This window comes from Actinomadura sp. NPDC048021 (genome assembly GCF_040653135.1).
Classification (GTDB): domain Bacteria; phylum Actinomycetota; class Actinomycetes; order Streptosporangiales; family Streptosporangiaceae; genus Spirillospora; species Spirillospora verrucosospora.
Window position 1 is genome coordinate 1 of record NZ_JBEZJQ010000027.1, and the last position, 26500, is coordinate 26500.

The 26500-nt window shown below is 72.5% G+C and carries 25 protein-coding genes; 12 read left to right on the forward strand and 13 right to left on the reverse strand.

What is annotated here, in order from left to right:
* Nucleotides 1-134: 134 nt before the first annotated feature.
* A complete protein-coding gene (locus AB0C87_RS33745; protein WP_360581230.1) occupies nt 135-1172 on the reverse strand; it encodes a saccharopine dehydrogenase NADP-binding domain-containing protein in 1038 nt (345 codons plus the stop codon).
* A 98-nt stretch (nt 1173-1270) separates the two neighbouring features.
* Between AB0C87_RS33745 and AB0C87_RS33750 the strand changes: the two genes are divergently transcribed.
* Nucleotides 1271-2272 (forward strand): helix-turn-helix domain-containing protein, encoded by a 1002-nt coding sequence (locus tag AB0C87_RS33750; protein WP_345181970.1) that lies wholly within the window; start codon nt 1271-1273, stop codon nt 2270-2272.
* 174 nt (nt 2273-2446) lie between these two features.
* Complete coding sequence (locus AB0C87_RS33755) at nt 2447-3988, forward strand: FAD-dependent monooxygenase (protein WP_360581232.1); 1542 nt, start codon at nt 2447-2449, stop codon at nt 3986-3988.
* A gap of 104 nt (nt 3989-4092) precedes the next feature.
* On the opposite strand, the gene AB0C87_RS33760 is transcribed toward AB0C87_RS33755, so the two are convergent.
* The 3 genes from AB0C87_RS33760 to AB0C87_RS33770 form a co-directional block, all read right to left on the reverse strand.
* A complete protein-coding gene (locus tag AB0C87_RS33760) occupies nt 4093-5394 on the reverse strand; it encodes an MFS transporter (RefSeq protein WP_360581234.1) in 1302 nt (433 codons plus the stop codon).
* A gap of 123 nt (nt 5395-5517) precedes the next feature.
* Nucleotides 5518-6402: an LLM class F420-dependent oxidoreductase gene (locus tag AB0C87_RS33765; protein ID WP_360581236.1), complete on the reverse strand. Its 885-nt coding sequence runs from the start codon at nt 6400-6402 to the stop codon at nt 5518-5520.
* A 104-nt stretch (nt 6403-6506) separates the two neighbouring features.
* Nucleotides 6507-8036, reverse strand: a complete 1530-nt coding sequence (locus AB0C87_RS33770) for a carboxylesterase family protein (RefSeq protein ID WP_360581238.1) — start codon at nt 8034-8036, stop codon at nt 6507-6509.
* 249 nt (nt 8037-8285) lie between these two features.
* Between AB0C87_RS33770 and AB0C87_RS33775 the strand changes: the two genes are divergently transcribed.
* The 3 genes from AB0C87_RS33775 to AB0C87_RS33785 are packed head-to-tail and all read left to right on the forward strand — an operon-like array spanning nt 8286 to nt 13251.
* Nucleotides 8286-9068 (forward strand): SDR family oxidoreductase, encoded by a 783-nt coding sequence (locus AB0C87_RS33775; protein WP_360581239.1) that lies wholly within the window; start codon nt 8286-8288, stop codon nt 9066-9068.
* Nucleotides 9069-9094: 26 nt separating this feature from the next.
* Nucleotides 9095-12019 (forward strand): BTAD domain-containing putative transcriptional regulator, encoded by a 2925-nt coding sequence (locus AB0C87_RS33780; protein ID WP_360581241.1) that lies wholly within the window; start codon nt 9095-9097, stop codon nt 12017-12019.
* 35 nt (nt 12020-12054) lie between these two features.
* Nucleotides 12055-13251, forward strand: coding sequence for an FAD-dependent monooxygenase (locus tag AB0C87_RS33785; RefSeq protein WP_360581243.1), 1197 nt, complete (start codon nt 12055-12057; stop codon nt 13249-13251).
* A gap of 17 nt (nt 13252-13268) precedes the next feature.
* On the opposite strand, the gene AB0C87_RS33790 is transcribed toward AB0C87_RS33785, so the two are convergent.
* Nucleotides 13269-14873: an ATP-binding cassette domain-containing protein gene (locus tag AB0C87_RS33790; RefSeq protein WP_360581245.1), complete on the reverse strand. Its 1605-nt coding sequence runs from the start codon at nt 14871-14873 to the stop codon at nt 13269-13271.
* Between the two features lie 75 nt (nt 14874-14948).
* On the opposite strand from AB0C87_RS33790, the gene AB0C87_RS33795 reads away from it, so the two are divergent.
* Nucleotides 14949-15626 (forward strand): TetR/AcrR family transcriptional regulator, encoded by a 678-nt coding sequence (locus AB0C87_RS33795; protein ID WP_345181948.1) that lies wholly within the window; start codon nt 14949-14951, stop codon nt 15624-15626.
* A gap of 74 nt (nt 15627-15700) precedes the next feature.
* A complete protein-coding gene (locus AB0C87_RS33800; RefSeq protein WP_360581246.1) occupies nt 15701-16096 on the forward strand; it encodes a hypothetical protein in 396 nt (131 codons plus the stop codon).
* Nucleotides 16097-16181: 85 nt separating this feature from the next.
* Here AB0C87_RS33800 and AB0C87_RS33805 read toward each other — a convergent pair whose 3' ends face one another.
* The 3 genes from AB0C87_RS33805 to AB0C87_RS33815 all read right to left on the reverse strand — a co-directional run bounded on the left by AB0C87_RS33805 (nt 16182) and on the right by AB0C87_RS33815 (nt 19520).
* Nucleotides 16182-17735 carry an FAD-binding protein gene (locus AB0C87_RS33805; RefSeq protein WP_360581247.1) on the reverse strand — a complete coding sequence of 518 codons (1554 nt, stop codon included), beginning with the start codon at nt 17733-17735 and terminating at the stop codon, nt 16182-16184.
* 60 nt (nt 17736-17795) lie between these two features.
* Complete coding sequence (locus AB0C87_RS33810) at nt 17796-18344, reverse strand: hypothetical protein (protein WP_360581248.1); 549 nt, start codon at nt 18342-18344, stop codon at nt 17796-17798.
* A gap of 195 nt (nt 18345-18539) precedes the next feature.
* Nucleotides 18540-19520 (reverse strand): hypothetical protein, encoded by a 981-nt coding sequence (locus tag AB0C87_RS33815; RefSeq protein WP_360581249.1) that lies wholly within the window; start codon nt 19518-19520, stop codon nt 18540-18542.
* A gap of 353 nt (nt 19521-19873) precedes the next feature.
* Here AB0C87_RS33815 and AB0C87_RS33820 point away from each other — a divergent pair, with 353 nt between their 5' ends.
* From AB0C87_RS33820 to AB0C87_RS33830, 3 genes are read left to right on the forward strand one after another with little or no spacing between them, the layout of a single operon-like run.
* Nucleotides 19874-20128, forward strand: coding sequence for a DUF4158 domain-containing protein (locus tag AB0C87_RS33820; RefSeq protein WP_360581250.1), 255 nt, complete (start codon nt 19874-19876; stop codon nt 20126-20128).
* Between the two features lie 19 nt (nt 20129-20147).
* The gene (locus AB0C87_RS33825; RefSeq protein ID WP_360581319.1) at nt 20148-20990 is read left to right on the forward strand and encodes a hypothetical protein; all 843 of its coding nucleotides are present in this window, start codon (nt 20148-20150) and stop codon (nt 20988-20990) included.
* Complete coding sequence (locus AB0C87_RS33830) at nt 20909-21595, forward strand: RIO1 family regulatory kinase/ATPase (RefSeq protein ID WP_360581314.1); 687 nt, start codon at nt 20909-20911, stop codon at nt 21593-21595. Before AB0C87_RS33825 ends, AB0C87_RS33830 begins: the two co-directional genes overlap by 82 nt.
* Here the strand turns inward: AB0C87_RS33830 and AB0C87_RS33835 are convergent.
* Nucleotides 21498-21947 (reverse strand): dihydrofolate reductase family protein, encoded by a 450-nt coding sequence (locus tag AB0C87_RS33835; protein ID WP_360581251.1) that lies wholly within the window; start codon nt 21945-21947, stop codon nt 21498-21500. The genes AB0C87_RS33830 and AB0C87_RS33835 overlap by 98 nt on opposite strands.
* 231 nt (nt 21948-22178) lie before the next feature.
* Between AB0C87_RS33835 and AB0C87_RS33840 the strand changes: the two genes are divergently transcribed.
* Together AB0C87_RS33840 and AB0C87_RS33845 are read left to right on the forward strand one after the other, a co-directional pair.
* Nucleotides 22179-22274, forward strand: a complete 96-nt coding sequence (locus tag AB0C87_RS33840; protein ID WP_360581315.1) for a helix-turn-helix transcriptional regulator — start codon at nt 22179-22181, stop codon at nt 22272-22274.
* Nucleotides 22274-22705 (forward strand): cupin domain-containing protein, encoded by a 432-nt coding sequence (locus AB0C87_RS33845; protein ID WP_360581252.1) that lies wholly within the window; start codon nt 22274-22276, stop codon nt 22703-22705. The genes AB0C87_RS33840 and AB0C87_RS33845 overlap by 1 nt, the downstream gene beginning before the upstream one ends.
* A gap of 416 nt (nt 22706-23121) precedes the next feature.
* On the opposite strand, the gene AB0C87_RS33850 is transcribed toward AB0C87_RS33845, so the two are convergent.
* The 4 genes from AB0C87_RS33850 to AB0C87_RS33865 all read right to left on the reverse strand — a co-directional run bounded on the left by AB0C87_RS33850 (nt 23122) and on the right by AB0C87_RS33865 (nt 26347).
* Nucleotides 23122-23679 carry a dihydrofolate reductase family protein gene (locus AB0C87_RS33850; RefSeq protein WP_353833555.1) on the reverse strand — a complete coding sequence of 186 codons (558 nt, stop codon included), beginning with the start codon at nt 23677-23679 and terminating at the stop codon, nt 23122-23124.
* 444 nt (nt 23680-24123) lie between these two features.
* Nucleotides 24124-24774 (reverse strand): SAM-dependent methyltransferase, encoded by a 651-nt coding sequence (locus AB0C87_RS33855; protein ID WP_353833574.1) that lies wholly within the window; start codon nt 24772-24774, stop codon nt 24124-24126.
* A complete protein-coding gene (locus AB0C87_RS33860; RefSeq protein ID WP_353833556.1) occupies nt 24693-25064 on the reverse strand; it encodes an SAM-dependent methyltransferase in 372 nt (123 codons plus the stop codon). The genes AB0C87_RS33855 and AB0C87_RS33860 overlap by 82 nt, the downstream gene beginning before the upstream one ends.
* 389 nt (nt 25065-25453) lie before the next feature.
* On the reverse strand, nt 25454-26347 hold the full coding sequence (locus AB0C87_RS33865; RefSeq protein ID WP_360581253.1) for a nuclear transport factor 2 family protein: 894 nt from the start codon (nt 26345-26347) through the stop codon (nt 25454-25456).
* Nucleotides 26348-26500: the final 153 nt, after the last annotated feature.

Below are 26500 nucleotides of genomic sequence, written 5' to 3' on the forward strand. Positions count from 1 at the left end.
GTCCATCGAGATGCGCGACACCGACGAGGACGTCTTCCGCGCCGCGGAGGAGCTCGGCATCGACCTCTCCCGCCGTCCGAACGAGGGCGCGATGAACGTCGACGAGATCTGAGAGGCGGCGGCCCCGGGGACGGTCATCGGCGCAGGTCGACCGACAGGTGCGCGGACAGCGCGCGCAGGAGGTCGGCGGCGTCGAAGACCTCCCCGGCGGAGGCGGCGCCGGTCGCCCTGGTGCGGCCGCCGAGGATGCGGTCGACCGCCTCCACCGCCAGCGGCGCACTGACGGCGTAGATGTCCCGGCCGCTGGCCGTGGCGCGCCGCTCCTCGCCGCCGGAGCGCACGACGACGTCGACCAGGAACGTCTGGTCGGAGCGTCCGCGCTCGTCGGCCGCGGCCGACGCCGGCGTGCCGGGGGCCGACAGGTCCTCGGCCGCCTCGACGGTCATGTACGAGCGCACCTCGGGCACCGCCAGGTGGCTGGGGATCGTGACGACGTCGGCCATGCTGAACTCCCCGAGCACGGACCGGACGCCCATCGGCTCGGGGAACGTCCACTTCAACGAGGGGAGCGCGTCCTGGTGGTACTCCAGCTTCCCGCCGGTGTAGCGGACCCGCCGCCCGTCGCGCCGCTCGTGGGAGACCGTGCCCGAGGCGCGCGTGCCCGCGGTGGGGTGCCAGCTGCTCAGCCCGTAGGCGACGTGCACCTCGTCGGCGGCGGTCCAGTCGCCCATCGCCGCGGTGGCCAGCAGGTCGGCGAGCCCGCCGAAGAAGGCCATCGCGGGGACGACGGTGGCTCCCGCGTCGCGGGCGGTCCGGGCGAAGTGCGCGAGCGTGTCGGCGTTGGCCTCGATCTCGGCCGCCACGTCCACGTAGGGGACGCCGGCGCGCAGCGCCGCCTCGATCACCGGGGCGGCCGTCGCGGCGAAGGGCCCCGCGCAGTTGATCACCGCGGCGGCGCCGGCCAGCGCGCGGTCCAGCGACGCCGGGTCGTCGGCCGACGCGGGCCGGACGTCCAGCCCCGGAAAGGACTCCGCCAGTGCTCGAAGCCTCCCGGCGTCGCGGCCGGACGCCAGCGGGACGTACCCGCGGTCCCGCAGCTCCGCCACCACGAACCGCCCGGTGTGCCCGTACGCGCCGAACACCGCGACCGCCTGACCCGATCCCGTCATCATCTCTCCCGTTGCCCTCGGTCCGACCAGTGGATCGATCATGGCGGCGGCGGCCGTCCCGCACGAGCGTCTGGAACGCCATGCCTCGTACAATTCCGGACATGACGACGGTCGCGGTCGCGGTCACCGACGGGATGCTGCACTTCGAGCTGTCGGTGGCCTACGAGGTGTTCGGCAGCGCGCCGGCCGATGTGGCCGGGCCCTGGTACCGCCTCCTCGGCTGCGGAACGGGGACCGTGCGGGCCGGCGGCTTCCGGCTGGAGCCCGACCACGGGTTCGACCGGCTGCCGACCGCCGACACGGTGATCGTCCCAGGGTGGGCCGACGTCGACGTGGATCCGCCCGGCGACCTCGTCGACGCGGTGCGCGCCGCCCACCGGGCGGGCGCGCGCGTGGCCTCGCTCTGCACCGGCGCGTTCGTGCTGGCCGCCGCGGGACTGCTCGACGGGCGCCGCGCGACCACGCACTGGGCGCACACCGAGGCGCTGGCCGCGCGCTATCCCCGCGTGGAGGTCGATCCGGACGTCCTCTACGTGGACAACGGCAGCGTTCTCACCTCGGCCGGCAAGGCCGCCGCGATGGACCTGTGCCTGCACCTGGTCCGTCTCGACCGCGGCTCCGCGGTCGCGAACGCGGTCGCGCGCCGCCTGGTCGTGCCGCCGCACCGGGCCGGCGGCCAGGCCCAGTTCGTGCCCTCCCCGGTGCCCGCGCAGGAGGACCACCCGCTCGCGGAGCTGTTCCCGTGGGCGATCGAACGGCTGGAGCACCCGCTGACCGTGGAGGACCTGGCCCGCCGGGCCGCCATGAGTTCGCGCAACCTCGGCCGCCGGTTCAGGTCGGTGACCGGTACCACCCCGCTGCAGTGGCTGCTGACCCAGCGGATCCGCCGCGCGCAGGAACTGCTGGAGACCACCGACGACAGCGTCGAGGCGATCGCGGCCGCCACCGGCATGGGCACCGCAACGACGCTGCGCCGCCACTTCAACCGCACGGTCGGCGTCCCGCCCGACACCTACCGCCGCACCTTCCGCCGCTCCCACGCCGGGGGCGCTGCGGGCACGACCGCGATCAGCGAACGGCAGGACGCGCCATCCCAGACGTAGCGGCCCCCGTTCCTGGACGCCTCCCGGCGGACCCGCCCCGGAGGACCTTCTCGCGCCTGGGTTAGGCGATCCGCCTGCCCGGCTTCAACGCGGACCGTCTCACGGCCGCGATCAGGACACGACCCGGCTCGTGCCGCATGCGCGGCGCGATGCCGTTCAATCGAGGGAGAGCGCATGGACGCCGATGTGATCATCGTGGGCGCCGGTCCGACCGGCCTGATGCTGGCCTGCGAGCTGCGATCGGCGGGGGTGAGGCCGCTGGTCCTGGAGCGCCGGCCGCAGCGCCGCGACACCCCGAAGGCCGGGGGACTGGGCGGGCAGATCCTGGAGCTGCTGCGCTACCGGGGGCTGCTGGAACGCTTCGAAGAGGCCTGCACCGACCCTGTTCCGGCGCCCCGGTTCCCGTTCGGCGGAGTGCACCTGGACTTCACCCGCCTGCCGGACCCTCCGATGCACGCCCTGCCGCTGCCGCAGCAGCTGCTGGAGCGGCTGCTCGACGAGCGCGTGGAAGAGCTCGGCGCCGAGGTCCGCCGCGGGCACCCGGTGACCGGGGTGAGCCAGGACGACGCCGAGGTGACGGCGGAGGTGCGCGGCCCGGACGGGACCTACCAGGTGAGCGCCCGCTACCTGGTGGGGTGCGACGGTGCGCGCAGCCGCGTCCGCGACCTGGCCGGGATCGGCTTCCCCGGCACGACCTATCCGGAGGTCAACCGGCTGGCCCAGGTCACCTTGCCCGACACGGTGACCGTGCTGGGCGACGGCGGCCTCGACGTTCCCGGGTTCGGCACGATCCGTCCGGGGTTCACCCAGACCGACCGCGGCATGTTCGGGCTCGGTTCGTCCCCGGACTCCAGGATCGTCTCCCTCTACACCAACGAGGACGAGGCCACCGAGTACGACGACGACGCGCCGATGACCGTGGCCGAGCTCCAGGCCAGCCTCCGCCGCGTGCTCGGCGCGGACCTGCCCGTCGGAGAGGCGCACCGGCTGTCGCGGTTCACCTTCCAGGCGCGGCAGGCCGAGCGCTACCGCCACGGGCGGATCCTTCTGGCCGGTGACGCGGCGCACCTGTTCCCCGCCACCGGCGTCGCGATCAACGCGGGCATGCTGGACGCGGTCAACCTCGCCTGGAAGCTCGCCGCCGCCGTCCACGGCCGGGCGCCGTCCGGCCTGCTGGACACCTACCACCGCGAACGCCACCTCGCCGGCGCACGCACCCTGCTGCACACCCGCGCCCAGGTGGCGCTGCGGCGCGCGCACGATCCCGCCGCCGAGGCGCTGCGCGAGCTCTTCCAGGAACTGCTGACCGACGAGCAGCCGCTGCGCCGCATGGGGGCGCTCCTGTCCGGCGCCGACATCCGCTACCCGATGCCCGGCGCCGCCCCTCACCCGCTGGCCGGTGCTTTCGCGCCCGACCTCACCCTGCACACCGACCAGGGCATCACCAGCGTCGCCGAACTCATGCGCTCCGCACGGCCCGTCCTGCTCGACCTCGCCGACCGGTCGGACCTGCGCGAGGCGGCCCGCGGCTGGGAGGACCGCGTCGACGTCCGCACCGCCAAGGCCGGTGACCGCCCGGCCGACGTCCTCCTGATCCGCCCGGACGCCCACGTCGCCTGGGTCGCGGCCGTCGACGAACCCGCCGGTACTGCGGCGCCTGCGCTGCGCCAAGCGTTGTCCGACTGGTTCGGCGCCCCGGACGCCGACGGCGCCTGAGGCGGGAGCAGCAGGGACCTCGTGCGTTCACGTCGGGGACGGGGCATCGGGCCTGGTGGGGCGCCAGCTGGCGGGCCCCGTCGTCGACACCTTCACTGGCCTGCTCATCCACGGCCTTGCCGGCCTCGCGGGCCCCCGCCCCTGAACAACCCGGGTTTCGGCGCCGCCGAGGCCCGGCCGGGCACGCGACCTTCACGGGCTTCGCCCACGCGACCTTCACGGGCTTCGCCCGCCCAGGCGGCGAGCCCGGCGGCCATGAACGCCGCGCCGGTCGCCGAGACCGCGCCCCAGCCGCCGGAGCGGTAGGCGACCGCGCCCGCGGCGGAGCCCGCCACGCCACCGAGGGTGTAGAAGGTCATGTACACCGAGGCGACCCGCGACCGCGCCCCGTCGACGAGGCCGTAGACCACGCTCATGTTCAGCAGATGGGTGCCGTGGACCGCGACGTCCAGCACCAGGAGCCCCGCGATGAGCCATGCCAGGCCGTGGCTCCCGGCCGCCGTCGCGCCGAATGAGACCGCGCCCGCGACGAGGAGCACGCCGGTGGACGCGCGCTGCCGGCCCCGGTCCGCGGCCCGGCCCGCGACCTTCGCCGCGAACGCGCCCGCGACCCCGACCAGCGTGAACAGACCGATCTCCGCTTCGCCGAACCGGTACGGCGGCCCCGCCAGCATGAACGCCACGGTCGTCCAGAAGACCCCGAAGGCTCCGAAGACGCAGGCGCCGATCAGCGACCGGCGTCTCAGCATCGGCTCGCTCGTCGCCAGGCGGAGGGTCGCCCGCAGTTGCGCGGCATAGCCGATCGGAACCTCCGCGGCGGACGGCGGCATGACGCGCGCGAGCGCGGCGGTGAGCAGCAGCGTGCCCGCCGCGGCGGCCAGGTAGAGCGCGCGCCAGCCGAAGACCTCGGCGGTCAGACCGGCGACCGTGCGCGAGAGCAGGATGCCCGCCAGTCCGCCGCTGAGCATCGTCGCGACCGCCCGGCCGCGTTCGTGGTCGGCGGCGACGGTGGCCGCGTAGGGCACCAGGATGTTCACCACGCCCGCGCTCGCGAGGCCGATCACCGTCCCCGCGAGGAGGACTACCCCGGCCGTGGGCGCCGTCGCGGTCGCCGCCAGCGCCGCCGTCTCGGCGAGAAGCAGCAGGCAGACCAGCGGGCGCCTGCGGACGATGTCGCCGAGCGGCACGACCAGCACCAGCGCCAGCGCGTAGCCCACCTGCCCGACGGTGGGCAGGTACCCGACGGAGGAGGCCGCGTACGAGCGCGCCATCTGCGGAAGCAGCGGCTGGCAGTAGTACAGGTTGGCGATGGTGAGGCCGTAGACGACGGCCAGCAGCCAGACCGTGCGGCGCGGCGTGCGGCGCGCCCCGCCGGACCACCGTCCCAGCACCTCAGCAATGATCACGAGCGCGACGCTACGGCGGGTACGGGACGACGATAAGGTCCGCTTCCGTGTCAGGATCTTGGCCCACTTCGGGCGTCGGCCTGCATTCGGGTCTCGACCCAGCAACCGCCCGCGCGGGTGTCCTCAGCGCGTGTCCGGCGTGGCACCGTCGCCGGGGGAGAGGCCGAAGCGCCGGGCGAAGGCGGACATCTGCTCGCGCTGCTGCTCCGGCTCGGGCGCGGTGGCGCTGACGACGATGCGGGTCACGCCGTGCCGGGCGAACTCCTCGACCCGTTCCTCGGACATGTCCATCGATCCCCAGCGCGTGTACTCCAGGGCCGCCGGATCGCGGCCCGCTTCGCTCGCGGCCGACCGGGCGATGTCCAGCTGGGCGGCCCGCTGGTCCGGGGTGAGCGAACCGCCGGGGAAGAAGCCGTCCCCGTGGCGTCCGGCGCGGCGGGCGGCCGCCGGGCTCGAACCGCCGACATGGATCGGCAGACCGGCGCCGCCGAAGGGCTTGGGGAAGCTGCACAGGTTCTCGAAGGAGAAGAACTCCCCGTCGAAACCGACCCCGTCGCCGTCCCCGGCCCACAGCAGCCGCAGCACCTGGATGGCCTCGTCGGCGCGCCGGCCGCGGGTGCGGAAGTCGACCCCGACCGCCCGCGCCTCGCCGGGCAGCGAGCCGAGCCCCACGGTCAGCAGCCGCATCCGGCCCCTGGACAGCTGGTCGATCGTCGCCAGGCGCTTGGCGAGCGTCACCGGATGGTGGTACGGCAGCAGCAGGACGCCCGTGCCGAGGAGGATTCGCTCGGTCGCGGCCGCCGCGAAGTTCAGGCAGTCCAGCGGGTCGCCGTAGGGCAGCGTCGGAGGGAGGGCCGTCGCGCCCACCTGCGCGCCGGGGTAGAGGGCGATGTGCTCGGGCACGTAGAGCGCCTCGAAGCCGCACTCCTCGGCGTGCCGGGCGTAGGCGGTGATCCGGTCGGGATCCACCCCGAAGAAGGGCGTGCTGTAACTGATCGCGAATTTCACGTCGTCCCCGTCTTCCACTGCGACCAGGGCCAGGTCCCTGATCTCGGTGTGGGACGGTATCCGTTGACGTCAATGTCAAGGTCAACCCCGGCAGCCGGGGGACGCTACCGCGCGAGCAGGGGCAGCGCCGGGAAGGCGTGGTCCTGCCACAGCCGCCGCGAGGCCTCCTCGGGGTAGGCGCTGACCGTCGACGGGGTGTCGAAGATCTGGGCGAGGCGGCGCCGGGCGTCGTAGGCGGGCCAGCCCGGGTCGCCGTGGGCGGCGAACCCCGTCCACGCTCGCCGGATCCGCGCGGACAGCTCCTCCGCCGCGGGGGAGGGCGGTTCGCCGATCAGCATGGCGGGTTGTCCGCTGGTCAGGTTGCCGAAGACGAGCGGCACGTCCAGGCCGTGGCAGGCGCCGAGGCCGCCGCCGGCTCCCGGCGCGGGCCAGGTCAGCTCGTAGAGGTGGGCCCGCCCGCCCCCGGCGGTCTGCGCGACGGCGAGGTGGAGGCTCGGCATGCGGAACAGCCAGTCCGCGTTGACCAGCTCGTACAGCTCCTCGTCGGTCGCGGACGGGTAGGCCTCGCGGTACCCGCGTGCGCCGTCCTGGCCGGGGGCGAGCAGGCGGAGGGCGGTCTCGGCCTGCTCGCGCGTGACCTGGCCGAGCACGCCGTCGATCAGGCTGAACAGCCGGTGCTCGTCACGGGTGTGCCCGACGAGGAGCGCGACGTCGCGGGCGGCGCCGCCGGCCAGTGCCCGCCACGGCGTGTCCGGCAGGACGTCGCCGTCGACGACCGGCGCGAACGGGATCGGCCGGTGGGTGATCGGTCCCCACCGCTCCCGCCACCGGGCCATCTTCGCGGAGACCGCGTCGCCCGCGGCGGGCAGCCGTGCCGGGGCCACCGCCGACAGGTCGGACACCGTGGGACTCAGGCCCAGTTCGGCGGCGCAGGCGGCGGCGATGTCGGCGGCCAGTTCGGGGGAGAAGAACGTGCCCGGCACGCTCTGCGCGACCGTCCGGCGGAAGAGCCCGGCGGCGCGCGGCATGGCCAGCAGCGCGGCGACCGATCCGCCGCCCGCCGACTGCCCGAAGACCGTGACCCGGTCCGGGTCGCCGCCGAACACCCGGATGTTGTCCCGCACCCACTGCAATGCCGCGACCTGGTCGAGCAGCCCCCGGTTTGCCGGGGCTCCGTCGATCTGCGCGAAACCCTCGACACCGACGCGGTAACCGAGGGACACGACCACGGCGCCGCTTTCGGCCAGGTGCCCGGCGTCGTACTCCGGGAGGCCGGAGTCGCCCATGACGTAACCGCCGCCGGGGATCCAGACCATCACCGGGAGCCTCGCCGCGGCGTCCGGCTCCGGTGTCCAGACGTTGACCGTCAGCCAGTCGTCGCCGGCGGCGTCCTGGGACGCCCCGAGCATGCCGGACTGCGGGGGCGGCGGGCCGAACGCCGCCGCCGGGCGCACCCCGTCCCACCCGCGCACCGGCCGAGGGGCGGCGAAGCGGAGGTCGCCGACCGGCGGCTCGGCGAACGGGACGCCGCGGAAGACCGCCAGGCCCGCCTCCCGCCTGCCGCGCAGAACGCCTGCCGCCGTGCGGACTTCCGGCTCGGACCCCGAGGGCTTGCTGGACGCGGTGACGGCCATTTCGCGGCTTCCTTCCCTCCCGGTTCGGCAGAGCATCGCCATGCGCACTGTCGGCAGGCAAGCGATTTAGCCGTCCGGCGCTCGCGGGAGGTCCTCGGGATTCCTGGGCCGTCGCCTCCGCGGTGACGCCTCCGACCGGCGTCGACGCGCGCGCCGGTGAGCTCGCGGTGAGCATCCGGTGAGTCCCCTTCGCGACGGTTGGTCCATCGCCGGGTCCGCCGCGGACCGGCCGCTGAACAGGGAGCGACGATGAACGTTCTGACCGGCAAGACGGCACTGGTGACGGGCGGCTCGCGGGGGATCGGCCGTGCGGTCGCGCTGCGGCTGGCGGCCGAAGGCGCGCTGGTCGCCGTCCACTACGGCGGCGACGAGGAGGCGGCCGGGACGACCGTCGCGCGGATCGAGGAGGCGGGAGGCCGCGCGTTCGCGATCCGGGCGCGGTTCGGCGAGGACGGCGCGGTGGACCGGCTGTTCGACGAGCTGGCCGCGGGGCTGGCGCGGGCCGGGAGGGAAGGGGCCGGGCTGGACATCCTGGTCAACAACGCGGGCATCAGCTCGACCACCCCGATCTCGCAGGTCACCGCGGCGGAGCTCGGCCGGCTGCTGGAGATCAACGTCGCCGTCCCGTTCTTCGTGGTCCAGCGCGCGATGGCGCTGCTCAACGACGGCGGCCGCATCATCAACATGGGCTCGACGGCCAGCCGGTTCGCGGTCTCCACCCAGATCGGCTACACGATCAGCAAGGCGGCGCTGGCGTCGATGGCGCCGTCGCTGGCCAACGAGCTCGGCCGCCGCGGCATCACGGTGAACACCGTCGCGCCCGGCGCGGTGCGCACCGACATGACCGCGGGCTACACCTCCATCCCCGAAGTGGTCGCCGGGCTGGAGTCCATCACCGCGCTGGGGCGGCTGGGCGAGCCCGAGGACGTCGCCGACGTCGTCGGATTCCTGGCGGGCCCGCAGGGCCGGTGGGTGACCGGCCAGACCGTCGACGTCTCGGGCGGGACGTTCCTCGGCCCGATCGCTCCGTGATCGCGTGCCGGTGAATAATCGCCGGCATGCGGTTCGGAATCCTCGGCGAGACCAGGGCCTGGCACGGCGACGGCGGCGAGGTCCCGCTGGGCGGCCCGGCCCGCCGGGCGCTGCTGGCCCTGCTCCTGCTGCGTCCCGGAGAGGTCGTCTCCTCGGACCGGCTCGCCGACGAGATCGACCCCGCCGGGGCGCTCTCGGCGCACTCCCTGCAGTCCCAGGTGTCACGGCTCCGCGCGGCTCTGGGCGCCGGAGCCGTGATCGAACGGGCCGGAGCGGGATACCGGATCGCGGTCGACCCGGACGACGTGGACGCCTCCCGGTTCGAGCGGCTGGCCGCGGAGGGCCGGGCGGCGCTGGCCGGCGGCGACGCCGGGCGGGCGGCCGCCCTGCTGCGCGAGGCCCTGGAGCTGTGGCGGGGACCGGCGCTCGCCGACCTGCCCGACGGCGAGACGGCCCGGGCCGCCGCCGCACGGCTGGAAGAGCGCCGGCTCGATGCGCTCGAAGACCGCATCGAGGCCGCTCTCCGGCTCGGTGAGCACGGGACGGCCGTCCCCGAGCTGCGCGAGCTGGTCGGCCGCCATCCGCTCCGGGAACGGCTGGCCGGGCTGCTGATGCGGGCGCTGTTCGCCGCGGGCCGGCAGGCCGAGGCGCTCGTGGTGTTCGAGGAGACACGCCGGCGTCTGGCCGACGAGCTGGGCGCCGACCCGTCGGCCGAGCTGACCGGGCTGCACCGGGAACTGCTCAGTGCCGATCCGGCGCCCGCGCCCGCCGCGCCGCCCGCCCAGCTGACGAACGTCGTGGGCCGGGACGGCGAGGTGAGCGACGTCGCCGGGCTGCTCCGCGTGGCCCGGCTGGTCACCCTGACAGGCCCCGGCGGCGTCGGCAAGACCCGGCTCGCGGTCGAGGTCGCGGGCACCGCGACGGCGGAGGGCGCGGCCGGCGAGGTGTGCTTCGTGGAACTGGCGCCGCTGCGCGACGGAGCCGGGCTGCCGCAGGCGCTGCTGGGCGCCCTCGGCCTGCGCGAGAGCGGTCTCCAGATGGACGGCGGCGCGAGGACGCCGGTCGACCGCCTGATCGCGGCACTGTCGGACCGGGTGCTGCTGCTCGTCCTGGACAACTGCGAGCACGTCGTCGACGAGGTCGCGAGGCTGGCGGCGCGGCTTCTGGCGACGTGCCCGCGGCTGCGCGTGCTGGCGACGAGCCGGGAGCCGCTCGGCATCATCGGCGAGCACCTCTTCCAGGTGCGCCCGCTCGACGCCGACTCGGCCGTCCGGCTGTTCACCGAGCGGGCCGCCGCCGTGCGGCGGGGCTTCACCGCCGCCCCCGAGCTCCTGCGGCGGATCTGCGCGGCGCTCGACAACCTGCCGCTGGCCATCGAGCTCGCGGCGGCGCGGTCGCGCACCCTCGACATCGACGACCTCGCGGGACGCCTGGACGACCTGCTCGGCGTCGCCGCCCGCGGCAACCGCACGGCCGACGAGCGGCACCGCACGCTGCGCGCGGTGGTCGCGTGGAGCTGGGACCTGCTGTCCGAGCCCGAGCAGCGGGCGGCGCGGCGGTTCACGGTCTTCGCCGGGGGCGCGACCGCCGAGTCCGCGCTGCGGGTGTGCGGCACCGACGGTGAGACGCTGGAGTCGCTGGTCGACAAGTCGCTGCTGGAGTTCGCCGGCGGCCGCTACCGGATGCTGGAGACGATCCGCGCGTACGGCGCCGAACTGCTCGACGCGGCGGGCGAACGCACGTCCGTCCGGCGCGACCACGCCCGGCGCCTCCTGGAGCTGGTGCGGACGGCCGACCCGCATCTGCGGCGGGCCGAGCAGCTGGAGTGGCTGCCCGTCCTCGCCGCCGAGCATGGCGACCTCGTGGCCGCGCTGCACTGGGCGGTCGAGGAGCCGGAGGTGGAAACGGCCTTCGAGCTGCTCGCCTCGGCGTTCAACTACCTGTGGATCCGAGGCGCGTCCGCGTCGGCCGCGCCGCAGGCGACCGCGCTGCTCGCACGGACGGGCGAGGCGATCCCCGCCGGGCTCGGCGAGGAGTACGCGGCGTGCGCGCTGCTCGCCGCGTCGGCGCCGGCCTCGGGCGACGCGGGGCAGCGGATATGGCAGCGCCATCGCGCGTCGGCCGCGAAGGCGCTCGCGGCCGCGTGGCCCGGCGACCGGCCGGGCCGCTACCCGGTCGTCCTGCTGCTGTGGATGATGCGGAACGCGATGGGACCCGATCCGGAGGGCGCTTTCGCGCTCGTCTCGTCCCAGCGCGACTGCGGCGAGCCGTGGGCTCGGGCAGCCGCCCACTACGTTTCAGGGTTCGGGCACCTCGGCGAGGGGGACGCCGCGAGGGCCGAGGACGCCTTCGGTGAGGCCCTGCGGGGCTTCCGTTCCCTCGGTGACCGATGGGGCATCGCCCTCGCCCTGGACACGCTCGCCGGAGCGGCGGGCGCCCGCGGCGACCGCGGGCGGGCGGTCGCGTTGACCGACGAGGCGCTCGTCCTCACCGAACGGCTCGGCGCCCTGGAGGACAGCGCCGACCTGCTGGTCAACCGGGGCGACCACCTCGCCGCCGAGGACGCGGCCGCGGCCCGCGCCGACTACGCGCAGGCCGCCGAGCTCGCCCGCCGCACCGGCGGCTCCACCTACCTGGCGGCGGCCCTGCGCGGCCTCGGCGACATCGCCCTGCAGGAGGGCGGCCTGGCCGAGGCCGAACGGCTGTACGCGGAGGCGCTCGAACTGATCGACCCGCACTGGATCAAAAGCCTCGGTCCCCGGCTGCGAACGCTCATCGGGCTGGGGCGCGTCGCCGAAGCCCGTGGCCATGACGCCGAGGCACGCAGGCGCTACCGGGAGGCCGCCGCGGCCGCGGACGGGATGGGGGCGCCCGCGCGGGAGGTGCTGCGGATGCTGGGGCTGTCCGAGGACGTCGTGGACGCCGCCCTGAGCGCGGTGAGCGCACGGTGAGCCCGCGGTGAGCGCTCCCTTGGAGGCTCCGGGGCATGACGAACCTCAAGGTATTGATCTCCGGTGCCTCCGTCGCCGGCCCCGCGCTCGCCTACTGGCTCCACCGGCACGGCTTCCAGGCCACCATCGTGGAACGCGCCCCCGCCCTCCGCGACGGCGGCTACGCCGTCGACTTCCGCGGCGAGGCCCACCTGACGGTCCTGCGCCGCATGGGCATCCTGGCCGACATCGAGCGCGCCCGCACCGGCATGGGCTCCATGTCGTACGTCAACAGCGCGGGCAGGCAGCAGGCCAAGCTCCCCGCCGACCTGTTCGCCGGAGACGTCGAGATCCTCCGGGGCGACCTGGCCAGGATCCTGTACGACGCGACCAGGGAGCACACCGAGTACGTCTTCGGCGACTCCATCACCTCGCTCACCGAGGACTCCCACGGCGTGACGGCGACCTTCGAGCGGGGCGCGCCGCGCCGGTTCGACCTGGTGATCGGCGCGGACGGGCTGCACTCCACCACCCGCCGCCTGACGTTCGGGCCGGAGGAGCGTTTCGTGAAGCACCTCGGCGTCAACTGCGCGATCTTCACCACGGCCAACCATCTCGGCCTCGACCACACCGGGCACGCCTACCGCACCGCGGGCAAGCTCGTCGCGATGTACAGCGCCCGCCACAACACCGAGGCCAAGGCCGTCTTCTACTTCGCCTCGCCGCAGCTGGACCTGGACCGCGGCGACGTGGCGAGCCAGCAGGCCGTCCTCGCCGAGGCCTTCACCGGCAACGGCTGGCAGAGCGACCGGCTGCTGCACGACATGCGGTACGCGCCAGACTTCTACTTCGACTCGGTCGGCCAGGTGCACATGGACACCTGGTCGCGCGGCCGGGTCGCGCTGCTCGGCGACGCCGCCTACTGCCCCTCCTCCCTGTCCGGCATGGGGTCGGGACTCGCTCTGGTCGGCGCGTACGTGCTGGCGGGCGAACTGGCCGCGGCCCACGGTGACCACCACGTGGCGTTCGGCCGGTACGAGGAGGAGATGCGCGAGTACGCGGTGGGCTGCCAGAAGATGGGCGACGGCGTCGCCAAGCTCATGGTCCCCGGGAGCCGGGCCCTGGCCACGCTCCTCAACCGGTACTACAAGGTCATGCCGTACCTGCCGGGAAGGAACATGCCCGCCAAGATCGCCCGTAAGGCCGCCGAGAACATCACCTTGCGCGACTACCGCGAACTCGCCCGGCCCTGAACGCCCCGGCGGTGCTCCTACGGGCGGTTGCGGGGGAGCGGCCGGTTCTCCGCAGGCCATGTGGGGGCCGCACGGTGGTGGACGGTGCCGTCAGGATCGAAGACCAGGTAGCGGTCGAAGTCCTCGGCGAACCAGCGGTCGTGCGTCACGGCCAGGACGGTCCCCTGGTAGGCGTTCAGGCCGTCTTGGAGGGCCTGGGCGCTGGCGAGGTCGAGGTTGTCGGTCGGTTCGTCCAGCAGGAGAAGGGGGCAGCCGGACAGTTCGAGCAGCAGGATCTGCAGCCGTGCCTGCTGCCCGCCGGACAGGGTCTGGAAGGGCTGGTGCCGCGCGGGCGCGAGTTCGTAACGGGCCAGTGCGCGCATGGCGTCGTTGAGGGTCGTCCCGAAGTCGGTCGTGATGATCTCGTCAGGGTGGCGGTCGCGCAGGTCGGGGCGGGCGTGGGTCTGGACGAAGTGGCCGGGAGCGACGCGGGCGCCCAGGCGCACCGTGCCCTGGTGGGGGACCGAGGACGGGGCGGCGAGCAGCTTGAGGAACCGTGACTTGCCCGACCCGTTCGCGCCGAGGACCGCGATGCGTTCGCCGTACCAGACCTCCAGGTCGAACGGCTCGGTCAGGTCGGCGACGGCGAGCCCTTCGCAGATCACGGCGCGCTTCCCGGTGCGTCCGCCGCGCAGGCGGACCCGGATGTTCTGCTCGCGCGGCGGCGGCTCCGGCGGCCCCGCCGCCTCGAAGCGGGCCAGGCGGCTTCGGGCCGCCTGGTAGGACGAGGCGACGGCGTCGTTGGCGGCGGCACGCTGGCGCAGCGTGTGGACCAGGCGGCGCAGGCGCGCGTGCTCCTCGTCCCAGCGGCGGCGCAGTTCGTCCATGCGGGCGGCGCGGTCCCGGCGCGCGGCCGGGTAGGTGGCGAAGCCGCCGCCGTGCACCCAGACCGTGCCGGACTCGACGGTGATGATCCGGTCGGCGGCCCCGGCGAGCAGGCGGCGGTCGTGGGAGACCAGCAGCACGGTCTTGGTGCTGGCCCGCAGCCGCTCCTCCAGCCACTGCTTGCCGGGGATGTCCAGGTAGTTGTCGGGCTCGTCGAGCAGCAGGACCTCGTCGGGCCCGCGCAGAAGCGCCTCCAGCATGAGCCGCTTCTGCTCGCCGCCGGACAGGCTCCCCGCGGGCCGGTCGCGGACGTCCTCGTACGGCAGGCCGAGCGCCAGGGTCGTGCAGGCGTCCCAGACGACCTCCAGGTCGTAGCCGCCGGCGTCGGCGAAGTCGCTGATGGCCTGGGCGTAGGCCATCTGACTCTCCGCGGCGTCGCTCAGCGCGGCTTCGGCGCGTGCGAGCGCGTCGGCCGCCGCTCTGATCCGCGGCGGCGCCACCGACAGCAGGAGCCGGTGGACGGTGCGGTCCTCCGGAGTGAACTGACGCATCACGCCGAGGCCGCCCGTGCATGCGACCTTCCCCGCGGAAGGGGCCAGCTCCCCGGCGATGAGCCTGAGCAACGTCGTCTTGCCGCCGCCGTTCGGTCCGACCAGGGCCGCCTTGGCGCCCTGCCCCACGCGGAAAGAGACCTCGCGCAGCAAAGGCCGTCCATCGGGCAGCGCATAACTCAGGTCGGTCACATCGATGTGGCCCACGAACCACCCTTCCGAACACTGATCCGGTACTGGAACATTGATCCGGTCACCCGTCCACCGTACTAGAGTGGGCGCATGGGAACGAGTCGAGCGGGCGCCATCTGGTTGAGGGAGCCGCGCAGGCGGCGGGAAGGGCCGCCGCTGTCGCGGGAGCGCATCGTCGCCGGAGCGGTCGCCCTCCTCGACGAGGAGGGCGCGGACCGGCTGACCATGCGGCGGCTGGCCGAGCGGCTCGGCACCGGTTCGACCACCCTGTACTGGCACTTGGACACCAAGGACGACGTGCTCGACCTGGCCCTCGACACGGTCTTCGGCGAGGCCGAGGTGCCGCCGGCGACCGGCGACTGGCGCGCCGACGTCACCGCGATGGTGGAGCGGTGGCGCGCGGTGATGCTCCGCCATCCATGGACCGCGACGCTGATGGGCCGGCCGATGCTCGGCCCTAACGTCCTCGCGCGGACGGAGTTCCTGCACGCGGCGCTGCAACGCGCCGGGCTCACGGGCGCGCCGCTGACCGCCGCCGCCTACGGGCTGTCGCACTTCGTGATCGGGGCCACGATCAGCCAGCTGTCGTGGCGCCGGCGGGACGAGCCGTCCACCCGCGAAGCCGCGGACGAGATCCTCGCGGCGCGGCGCGAGGCGTACCCGACGCTGGCCGCGCACGGGCACCCCAGCGACAACGACTGGGACGACGCGTTCCACCGCGGCCTGGGATACCTGATCGACGGAATCCGCGCGAACACCCTCGGGTAGCCGGCTCCCGCCGGTGGAACCTGTCGGTCGCGGGCCCCGATGGATCTGCTCGCGGCGCATGACAAGATCGCACAATGGTTTTCGGTCGTGATTTCGAGCTGGAGGGGCGGGGTGCCTCGGAACGCTCCCTTGAACTGGGCGGCCACAGCGACAAGGACGGCCGTTCGAGCGCGCGCCTTTACCTGCTGCCGAACGGAGATCTGACGCTCTACCTCGTGGACAGCGGCTACGGCGTCACGATGCAGATCGGGGAAGCGGTGCTGGAGTGGCGGCGGTGGACGACGATCGCCGCCGCGGACGTCCCCCGCCTGGTCGGGGACGCCACCGATCCGCTGGAGGCCGCGCGCGCGGCCGTGGTGGCGAAGGGCCAGGAGAGGAACGACGCGTCCGCCATCGGGGGCCGGCTGGTCCGGTGGCTCGACGAGCGCGACGTGGCGTACGTGTTCCGGGAGTTCGACTACGACGGCTGACCGGCTCCCGCGCAGGTCTCCGCAGTGAGGCGTCCGTTAACGGCGCCACCACCGCGGACTGATCGAGCGCAGCCCTGATCTGAGCTCAGCCACGGACCGACAGCGTGTGGTGGAAGACGTTGCGCGGGTCCCAGCGGGCCTTGACGCGCTGAAGTCGCGCGTAGCCGTCGCCGTAGTAGAGCGTGTGCCACGGAACGTTCGACTGGTTCCACCGCGGGTCGGCCAGGTCGGCGTCCGGATAGTTGATGAACGTGCCGAAGCCGCCGTCCTCGGCCGGGACCCCGCCGCTCGCCGCGTAGATCTTCCGGTAGAACTCGCGGATCCACGTGAGGTTCCGGTCGTCGCCCTTCGCGTCCTCCCAGCCCGCCAGGTAGCCGATCTTGAAGATCGAGTCGCGGTGGGCCACGGCGGTCGCCCCCGGAGCCACCGCGTTGACCCGGCCTCCGTAGGTGTTGACGAAGAAGTGCCCGTTGTCGAAGTCGGTCCTGGCAAGCTGCTCGTACGCGACGGCGGCCTGCGCGTCGGTGAGGCGCCGCCGCCGGTAACCCGACTTGATCTTGATCCGGTAGAACGGCGCGGGGCCTCCGCCGAAGCCGTACCGTGTCGCGTGGAGCCACGGCATGGCGACCGTCTTCGGCTGGGGACGAAGGTCGAGCCCGCGGTGGAGGGCGCCCATCAGATCGGCCAGTATTCGTTCGGCGCCGCTGTCACTGACCACTTGTCCCGTCAGAGAGGCGTTCTCGGCGGGTCTGGAAAAGATGAACTCGCCGTACAGGGGCGCCATGGGCGAGCCGGGGGCCGAGTTGCGCTCACCCCATTCGCCGTAGTTGCGCAGGAGCCGTACGAAGGCCTCCCGGTCGAGCTTCTCCCACGGCCAGTCCACGGTGAACGTGAGGACGGTGCCGGGCGGCTTCGGCAGCGCCGCCTGCTCTCCCGGAGACCGGAACCAGTAGCGCGTGACAACACCGAAGTTGCCGCCGCCCCCTCCCGTGTGGGCCCACCACAGGTCACGGTCGGGATCCGAGGCCTCACGTGTGGCCACGACGCTCCTCGCCTTCCCCGCGCGGTCCAGGACGACCACCTCCACCGCATACAGGTGGTCCACGGAGAGACCGTCCCTTCTGCAGAGCACCCCGTAGCCGCCGCCCGCGACGTGCCCGCCCACCCCGACATCCGGATGGGTCCCGCCAGGAAGGGTCACGCCCCACCCCACGTACAACCGGCGGTAGACCTCGCCCAGCGTGGCGCCGGCCTCGACCATGAACGCCTTGCGCCGCCGGTCGTAGTCGACGGCCGTCATCCCGGACAGGTCGATGAGCACCCGGACCGACGGATCGTCCACGAAGTTCTCGAAGCAGTGGCCGCCGCTGCGCACGGCCACCCGCCGGCCCGTGCGCTCCGCCCTCTCGACGGCCCGGACGACGTCCTCGGTGGACGTCGCGACGCAGATCTCCTCGGGTCTGCCCTCGAAGCGGCGGTTGTAGCCCCGGAGCACCAGCGAGCGATAGCGCGGATCGCCGGGGCCGACCATGATCGGATCGGTCCCGGCCGCAGCCGGGCTGATCCGCCCGGCCAGCGGCACGGACGCCGCGGCGATGCCGCCGCTGCGCAAGACGGTCCTTCGGCTGTGCTCGACCACGTGGCCTCCTCATGTCAGGCCGCCCACGTAGGGGACGCTATTGAGGCCTGAGCACCGGGACTAGGGAGTTACCACCCCCAACCGGGTAGAGAAAACTCCACATGCGTAGCGGCGGTGACGACGGGCAGGTGCTCGGCTAGAGCGGAGAAGCAGGCGCGCCGACGGCCCTGATGCGTCGATGACGGGTGCGCAGGTCTTCACGTAGATCAGGCGGCTGACGCCGGCCGTCACCGCCATCGCCGCCACGAGGCCCGCCCAGTCCAGCCCGGGTGCGGTCAGCTTCTCGAACGTGATGGAGAAGGGGACCGTCGCGATGGCGAGGGCGATGGTGACGCCGAGCCACTGGACGCCGTGGCCGCCGTAGCTGTGCTCCCTGGTCCACCTCCGGCCCTCGGGCGTCCACGAACTGTTCATGCGGAAGCCGACGAGGAACACCACCGCCGCAGCGGCGACCTCGCCGATCAGGACGCCCGTGGCGGGCGGTCCGAAGACGTCCTCGACCTCCAGCCAGGCGCCGACCGCCATACCGAGCGAGGCTCCGAGGACCAAGGCGAGAAGGGGCAGCACCGAACCGACCCATCCGTAGCCGGTGGTCTTCGCGCGCCCCAAGGCTTCCTCCCGCTCGCCGATTCCGCAGAACGTTTGATCATGCTGGACGTCCGATCATGCCTACGGACCGTCACGTTCAGGTCACGGCGGCAGGGGCCCCGTCGCCAGCGGATCCTTCGCCTCAGCGTGGTCCGCACCCGAGCACACCCCGGCCCTTGATCATGTAGCTGCGTTCCTCGGCCGCCGCGTCCCGCACTAACCGGTGCCGACCGCAGCGGTCATCGCTCTGACCGCCTGTTCGGCCTCGTCGGGGGTGTGCCGGCCGAGACCGCAGGCCGTGGCTACCGCATACGCCTCGCGGCCCGCGGCGGCCTCGAACAGCCGCAGGCTCTCGACGCCGCCCGCCGGGTCGGCCGCCGCTGCGATCCCCGCGATGACCTGCCACTCCGGGGCGAGCCCGCTCAGCGGCCGGTAGAACGCCTCGGTACGCGGCGCAGGGTGCGCGCCGTAGGCCGCGGGGAGGTGCACCGGCGGCAGACGCCGGCCGCGGCGGCGCAGCGCGTCCGCGAGGAGGTTGAGGTATCGGACGGCCGAGCCGAGGTCGCGGGGCGCGAACATCTCGGTGTTCCGGTAGTTGCCGTAGCACAGATGCAAGATCACCTGAGCGTCGTCGGGGAAGCGCGCGATCAGGCTCGCGACCTGGCCGGCCATGAGCCGCGCGGCCAGGGCAGGGCCTCCGGGCACCCGCCTGGCCATGTCCATGCCTATCAGCACGGACGGCGTCTCGAGCTGCCAGACGACGTCCGGTCCGGCGAAGGCCGCCAGGTCCGCCACCTCGTCCACGACGGCCTGAGCGAACACCGGCAGGTATCGCAGCGACAACCACGGCCGGCCGGCGAACGCGAAGATCGCCAGGTCGAGCGGACTGGGGAGGCTGATCTGCAGACGGGTGTCGGCGACCCCTGGGCGCTCGGCGCGCAGCGCACGGAACTCGTCCACGATCTCGCGCAACCGGTCAGAGCGGCGCATCGACACGTCATCGGGCCGCAACCGCCGACCGCGCCGTACGCCGTAGGTGCGCATGTCGTCGTAGTCGGCGTACTCGCCGGCCCGCCTGATCTCGAACGCCTCCCGTTCGGCGAGATCCCGCAGGTAGGCGACGACCCAGTCCGGGTCGAGATCGCAGGGCAGGGAGATCAGCCGGTGGCCGCGGGCGTGATCGAGGACCCACTCCATGGCCTGGCGAGGGCTGGCGGAAAGCTCTGGAGGAAGACTGCCGACAAAGTGGATAGAACGGTGCACAGCCCATATTTCAGCACTGTGCTGGCTCCAAGGTGTCGAAAACGCATAATTGTGAAGCAGGATCGCCCCGCGTCACCAGCCGCCCGGCCCACAGCCCGGCACCCGAACCGGCTCGGCGGCCAGCCGCTCGAAGACGTCAGGAGGCGACGGTCATGCGTGATCGCCCTGGGGTCCGACCGGCAGACCGCATATGGGGGCGGCCGGACTACGCCAGAAAGGGATCACGGCCTGACGGTTGATCGTTAGGGTGATCGACGTCGGGTCGGCGGCGGTCCTGCGGGTTGTGGGTGACCTCGATCGAGCGGACCGTGTATCCGCAGTTTGCGCGGGTGTTGTCGGCGCGTGAGTTGGCGGAGGCGTGCACGCAGACCGGGGCCGAGGTGGAGTGGGCGCGGTCGTGCACCGATGATGAGCATCATCTGCTGACGCTGGTGGTGTGGCTGAAGTCCTTTCAGCGGTCGGGGTACTTCCCGAAGCTGGCGGAGGTCCCGGCGTCGGCCAAGCGACACCGCGCGCTGGTGCGCAAACGGCTGGGCTTATGAGGCGGCCCGGGTCCGGCAGGTGGCGGCGGCGTCGCTCTCCAAGTTCAAGCAGCGTTTGGCGCTAGTGGCCGACCTTGACGCGATCGGCCCGACCGGGGTGTGGCTGGAGGGCGTGCCGGCGGGGAAGGTCGCGCACTTCGCCGGGGAGGCGCGGGTCGCCGACGCCGCCGACATGCGCAAGGTCGGCACCGACAAGCAGCTGACGTTGCTGGCCGGTTTCGTGTACACGGTCGCGACCGGGGTCCGCGACGACGTGGTGACGATGTTCTACAAGCGGATCGCGGCGATTCACAAGAGGGGCCGCGACAATCTGGAGGCGCTGCGCGAGGCGCACCGCGCCGAGTCCGAGCGCCTGCTGGGGGAGTTCGGCGAGGTGCTGGCAGCGGCCCGGGAGGTGGGCTCTGACGCAGCGCCGCCGGACGCCGCGGTGCCGGGTGCGGCGGTGCCGGGTGCGGGGGTCGATGAGCGGCAGGCCGGCTGGTGCTCAAGACGCTGGAGCAGGCGGGTGGGGTGGAGGCGTGTGGGCGTAACGGGAGTTCACCTCCGGCCGGTAGAAGACCCGAGCGGATCCGGCCGGCGCGTTCGCCTTCGAATTCCATTCGGGTCAGCGAGGAGGTGGGCCCGGATTAACGATGGTCCACGTGGCTGGACGTCGAGCGAAGCTCGCGTGGCCCCGAACCACGCCCGTCGTGGGTCGTCACGGAGCAGGCTGCAATCGATACGGAATTCGGCATCCTCAAAGAGCTGCTCGGCGTGTACTTCGAGCAGCTCCGCGACGGAATGCGTGAACTGGCCCGCGCTGGGCTCGCGCACGGCGACCTCTCGCCCTACAACGTCCTCGCCCAGGCCGAGCGGATCGTGATGATCGACCTGCCCCAGGTCGTCGACATCGTCGGCAACCCGAAAGGCATGGGCTTCCTGATGCGGGACTGCGCAACATGGCCACATGGTTCACGAACCGCGGGCTCGAAATCGACGAACAAGAGTTGTTCGCACCCCTGCTCACAATGGTGTTCTGATCGCCCTCTGAAGAAGGCGGCCCCGCAACAACACCCGGATCGGGCCGCCCGCCTGGCTGCCGGCGCGGACGAGTACCTTGCCGACAGCGGGTGCGGCCTTGGTGACGTTCACGCCCTCGTCGACGAGGCGCCGCGCCGTGGCGACTCGGCAGGGCCGATCGCGCGGGGATCCCGGTCTGCTTACGTCGGCCGCGCCGGGTGGAACTCCGGTTGTCCGGCCGGCCGGTACACGTGCACCCCGACGCCCCTTGCGTCGGTGTGGGAGCTGATGACCTCGAGCGCGGCGGCGGGCCCATCGTCTGGGAACAGCCGCATGCCCTGTCCGAGAAGCACGGGAACGACCAGAAGCGTCAGTTCGTCGACGAGGCGGCGGCGAGTAGCGAGCGGATCAGCTTCGCGCTCCCGTGCACCTGGATCTCGCCGGACGACGATTCCTTCAGTTCCCTGATCGCCGCGGTCGCATCCCCGGACAGCGGCGTGACGGGTCCCCACGACGGTCGCTCGAGACTGTTGGATGCGACGTACTTCTGCGCTCCGTTGAGCGCGACCCCGATGGGGTGCGCCTGCATCTCCGGCCGAGTGCCCCAGGTCTCGGCGAACATCTCGTACGTGCGCCGCCCGAACAGGAACGCATCCGCCCGCTGATAGGTCCCGGTGATCATCTCGCCGGTGTCATCGGCGAATGCCCCGAGCGCCCAGCCGTCCCGGTTGAACCCGCTCGCCAGCTCCTCGGGAGTCGCGTGACCGTTGCCCTGCATCACACCGTCCACGGTGATCTGCGTCATCGTCGTCAGCCTCATGTGTCCATCCTGGACGCGCCGGGCGTTTTGCAGCAACCATGCGTGCCGAAACGGCAACAGCAACGCACCCGACTGGCCTTCTCCGAATGGCACAGAGAGGGTCGATCCTGTCCGTCCGGAAGACCAAGCTGTTCTAGCAACATCGTGAGACGGAAGGGCAAGAGGTCGAGCATGGGGGACGATCTGTCCGCGATCGGCCCCCGGTTGCGTGCGATCCGGGAGTCGCGGCGCATGACCATCAGGTCGGTGTCGGACGCCACGGGCATCTCGGTCAGCACGCTCTCGCGGCTCGAGTCGGGGAACAGGCGCCCCAGCTTGAGCTGCTGATGCCGCTGGCGAGACTCTACCGGCTGCCGCTCGACGGCCTCGTCGGCGCACCTGCCCTCGGGGCCCCCCGGATCCATCCGCGTCCGCGAGTCCGGGACGGCGTCGTCACGATGCCGCTGTCCAGCGGCACAGGGGCGTGGGAGGCCTTCAAGCAGGTGTATCCGCCTGCGCCGGGGAAGCCGATAAAGCGATGGGTCCACCCGGGATGGGACTGGATCTACGTGATCGCCGGACGGATGCGGCTCCTCATCGGCGAGGACGAACTCATCGTCGCCGCAGGCGACGCCGTCGAGTTCGACACGCGCGTGCCGCACGGCTTCGGCAACCCCGGGCCCGAGGTCCTCGAAGTGCTGTGCATGTTCAACCCCGACGGAGCGAAGCTGCACAGCCGGGCAGTCGAGATGGGAGAGGCGCCGGACGATGCCGGCTGAACGTCCGGCCGAGCAGGTCGGGCGGTCTCAGAAATGCCGCGTCGGGCGGCCCATGCGCTGGTGCGGATGCGAATTGAGCAATAACCGCGACCGTTCGAGTTGAAGCAAATGAGAGGGCCCTCACGGCACCGACACTACGCATCCGGCACAGCGCCGGCCGGTGAGCCCCGCGGCGAGCAGAACCGTGCCGGAGTCACCGAGCCTTCACCATTGCCAACGAGCCACCCCACCACGATGTCCGCCGACCGAATGCTCTGACCGCAGGAACTACAGCAATCGAGCAGACCGCGGTTGCGCAGCGACCGCGCATGCCGGCGCGATGGCGCTGTTCGTGGACCGAACCCGGTCACGGACCAAGAACAGAGTTCTCGTTGAGTATCTCCGGCGCCACCGCATCCGCGCGCCGCTTGCCGGGTTTACTGGTCGGCTGGCGTGTACACCAGTTCGAGGATTCCGGACGGGAATGCGGTGCTGTTGACCAAGCACAGCTTTACGGCCTGATCCAACTCGGGGAACAGTGGGGCGCCCTTGCCGGTGACGGCGGGCAGCACCCACAGCCGATACTCGTCGACGACGCCGAGCTTGATCAGGGAGTGCATGAACCCGGTGCCGCCTGCGGCGACGAGGTCCTTGCCGGGCTCGGCCTTGAGCTTGGCGATCTCTTCCGCCGTGTCCCCGCCGGCGATCCGGGTCTCGGGCCAGTCGTCGGCGGTTTCGAGGGTGCGGGAGAACACGACCTTGGGGATCTCGTTCATCGCCTTGGCGGACGGGTGGTCGGAGTTGGGCCAGAATCCGGCCATGATCTCGTAGGTGTTCCGGCCCATGAGGAAGGCCCCAGCCTCCCACAGCCGGTCGACGAAATACTTCTCCTGCTCAGGGTCGTCGATGCTCATCATGACATCACGGATTCCGTTGTCCCCGTCGGCGCTCTTGCCGTCCAGCGAGACGTAGAAACCCAGAATCAACTTCCGCATCCGATGCCTCCATGTGTTCCTCCCCGCGCCAGGACGGACCCTACGCGGGCCAAATCAGCTCGTGCTCAGTGGTCGACCACTCGCACGTAAGACTGACGGTTCGCCCAGACTCATCGCACTCCGCACCATCGACACACCCAGGGCAGTAAGTCATGTGCCGTCCTGCTCTTCGTCGTGTGGCTGTGGCCAGGCTAAAGAAGCGCGAAGCCCTGGGGCATCAGCCGCGTGACGGGCCTTGCGGATGCGACTTCAGGCTGAAGGACGGTCCGGACGATACCGAGGTCGTAGACCATCATCACGGAGTGAACGCGGTCGCACCCGCCGGGCTCGCACGGGACTACCGATGAAGGACTCCACGCGGCCTGGCCGGCATCCTCGCGGGTGCGCGGAGCCGGTCATGCGGTACCGGAGGGTTGCAGCGGCTCATCGAGTTGCTACTGGACGTCATCGACTCGCGCGCGGCGGAGGCTGGCAGTGCGAGCTGGCGAAGGTGCACGCGGCTGTAGCGAACGCGCCGTCCCCCGTCCGCCTGAAGACTGCTGGCTGACGACGCGCGCGCTGCGCAAGCGGGTGGTGTGGACTACTGCTGTACGAGACCGCCGCCAGTGCCGAAGCCCGCTGGCTGGTCTGGGTGGGGGCCCGATTCCCCAGCCCAGGAACGTGAGGACCCGGCCCCTCCGTCTTGGCAGGACGGATACATCCGACAACTGACGGGCCATGGGAGGGGTTGGGCCGCCATCGGGAGCAGGACACCACTCCGCGTTCCAGGAGGTCGGCTCCGCTGAACAGTTCCTGGATCTGCTCGGGCGAGCGGGCACGGATGGGAGTGCCGCCGCGGTCCATGACCTCCTGGACGGCGCGGCGCATCGCTTGGCCGTCGAGTGCGTCGGTGGTGGCGTCGCAGGTGTGGGAGATGACCAGGTAACTGCCAGGTGCCAGGCCCGCCAGCAGGTCGGCGACCAGTTGGCGGGCCTGGTGGTCGTCGACGATGTGGTTGAGGACTCCCAGCAGCATCAGCGCGACCGGCTGGTCGAAGTCCAGGGTGGCGGCGGCGCCGGCCAGGACGGCGCGGGTGTCGCGGATGTCGGCCTGGATGTAGTCGCAGACCCCCTGCCGGGGGTGCTGGTCAACAGGGCGCGGGCGTGGGTGAGGACCAGCGGGCCGTTGTCGACGTAGCCGATCCGGGACTCGGGCGCGGCGCGCTGGGCGACTTCGTGTGTGTTGTCGACGGTCGGCAGCCCGGTTCCCAGGTCCAGGTATTGCCGGATGCCCTGGGAAGCCAGAAAACGCACTGCCCGGCCCAGGAACGCGCGGTCCTGCCGGGCCGAGGGCGCGACCGACGTCGAGGTGCACGACACGGTCCTCATCGCCGCCGCGTTCTGCATGTTCAACCGCTACGTGGACGGCCTGGGCAACGACCCTGCCCGACGACCCCGCGGAATACGCGGCGTCCGCCGACGCGATCGTCACCGGCGGATACCTGGCCATACTCGGCCGCCCGGAGGCGCGCGCCGAAAGGTGAGTCGGCCATTGCGCCGGTGAGCACCTGGGAGGAGCCACCCGCGCCCTCACACCGCCCCTTCCGGCGACGAATCGGCCAGCGGTCGGAGCCCGCGATCTGACCCCCAGATGACCGCCGCCGAGCAGGCACCGGCGGCGGTCAACCTGGTCAACTGCGGGGGTGGGTCGCCTTTCCGGCACCAGCCCGTGCGGCCCGCCATCGCGGTCCGCGTGCCTACGTGAAGGTCAGGTCACGTCTGGCCAGGCCCGCAGATCAGGGACGATGCCGGCCTTCCAGCTTGGCGGGGTTCAGCACGATCCAGACCGCGATGACCTCGTCGCCCGCCGTGCTCACGATGACCACCGCCACCCTCCGCCCTTCGCGGCGCAGGACGAGGCCGGTGCGGCCGTTGACGGACCCGACGGTCACGGCGGTACGGGGGCTGCCCGACAGCAGAGCCGTGATGAACCGGGCCACGGCGTCCGCGCCGTGGGTGGGATGGACCGCGGCGCGCAGCTTGCCGCCGCCGTCGCTGACCACGATCGCGTCGGCGGCGAGGACGGCCATCAGCGCGGCCGTGTCCCCGGCGCCGCAAGCCGCCGCGAACCGTCGCGCGATCCGATCATGCCTCCGCAGCATCGCACGGTCGGGGACGTCCCGTACGGGCCGCGCCCAGCCCTCGGCGAGGTCGGGCGTGCTGGACGGGGCCGGACGGCGACCATCGACGGAGGCATCCCGGTCCTCGGCCGTGGAACCGAAGGAGGTCGAGGCAGTGGGGAGGGCCGCGGCGTTGGAGGCGATCAGTTCCAGGTAGATGCCTCCCGCCACCCGCGTCAGCCAGGCCCGTGGCAACGCGATGGCGGCGCGTTCGCCGTCGTCGAGGACGTACCAGCGACGGTAGGTCTCCTGGACGATCTCCTCGGCCGCGGCGGCGGAGCCGAACATCCAGGTGGCGATGTCCACCAGGTGCCGCCGCTCGTCGAGCATCTCCGCGAGCGAGGCGAGGGCGCCGGCGTCCGGCCCGGTCATGGCCCCGTCGTCAACGCCGCGGCCACCGCTCTCAGCACCGCGGCGGGACGAGGGCTCCGGGGAGCGGGAGGCGTCCTTGGGCCGTTCCCCGGTGGGGGAGCGGTCCGCGTGACCGCCGGGCGTCCGGATCGTGGGCATGTCGTCCTCACCTCTTCACCGTTGCCGGCTAAGACCGGACGGCTCACCGATTCGTGACCCCTTCGGCTGACACCGGCGGCATCGCGGATGGAGGCGCCCACCGCCCCAGGTCCTTGGTGCGGCACCCAGGGGCCCGGGCCCGTTCTGAGATCG